This is a genomic window from Schinkia azotoformans LMG 9581, assembly GCF_000307855.1.
Classification (GTDB): domain Bacteria; phylum Bacillota; class Bacilli; order Bacillales; family Bacillaceae_J; genus Schinkia; species Schinkia azotoformans.
Map to the genome: position 1 here is coordinate 1 of NZ_AJLR01000167.1, position 932 is coordinate 932.

At 38.1% G+C, this 932-nt stretch carries 1 protein-coding gene; it reads right to left on the reverse strand.

What is annotated here, in order from left to right:
* Positions 1-723: 723 nt before the first annotated feature.
* Positions 724-932, reverse strand: a 209-nt coding sequence (locus BAZO_RS21010; protein ID WP_003333507.1) for a relaxase/mobilization nuclease domain-containing protein, incomplete at its 5' end; no start/stop codon positions are given.

Here is a 932-nt window from a genome sequence, read left to right on the forward strand (position 1 = left end):
TGACCAGACGTCAATGTGTCAGCAATGTCGGCATACGTATGACAACTTCTGCTTCGCTTATTAACTCACTTTTTTCTTTTGCATTTCTATTATCTAATCCTAACGATAAAGTCTTGTAAAAACTTCGTCTATATTTTCTTGTGAATTTTTACTGATTCTTTCTAAAATTGCCATTGTTGGTTTCATTTTGAGGTTTTCCTCCCTAATCAATTTTTAATTTTAGTACACAATAACTGTACCCCTTCGCCATGTAAAGGGCGTTACCCTTCTCAGACTACTACGAGTACTCCGTACCCTTGCAAGATTTTCAAGCTCTAGTGCTATAGCCTTTTTCCTCCTTTCTATTAGGCATTCTTGTTTAGGGTATCCCCAGTTAGTGTTAAGTCTTGGTAAATTCAGATTCTCGGCATCGCTTTCGTTTCGTTCCCATAGGTTCTCCTACAGATTGTACAAATGTGGTGATAACAGATAAGTCCACAACCATAACTTACCTTTCTTTGTACTAGAGGTTTCAGACACTTTCCTCTATCGACACATAACCGAAATTAGAAACTTGCGTTCAGTAAACACAACTTATACCTTATATCTGATTAACATTGCGACTCAGTCGTACCCGATTGTCTTTAGGTAACTCATCGCTTTCCAACCGTGCTCTGTTCCCGTATCAGCTTTCGCTTTTCGGTTAGGTTGGCTGTTTTCTGTGTTATCTTACAGAGTAGTACCTTAAACTACTTGACTTAACACCCTATCTGGGCGCACATTATGGAGGTGTGGTTTATCGGTATGAGTGGCAATAATAAATTCCGCAGAATTTCCGAGATATTCTTTCATGGTTTTTAAACCAATTTCATGAACTTGTTCAGGGGTTAAATGGTCATCAGGAGAAAAAGATTGGACAAAATGATAACCGTAAATTTCATTTTTTCGTGGCT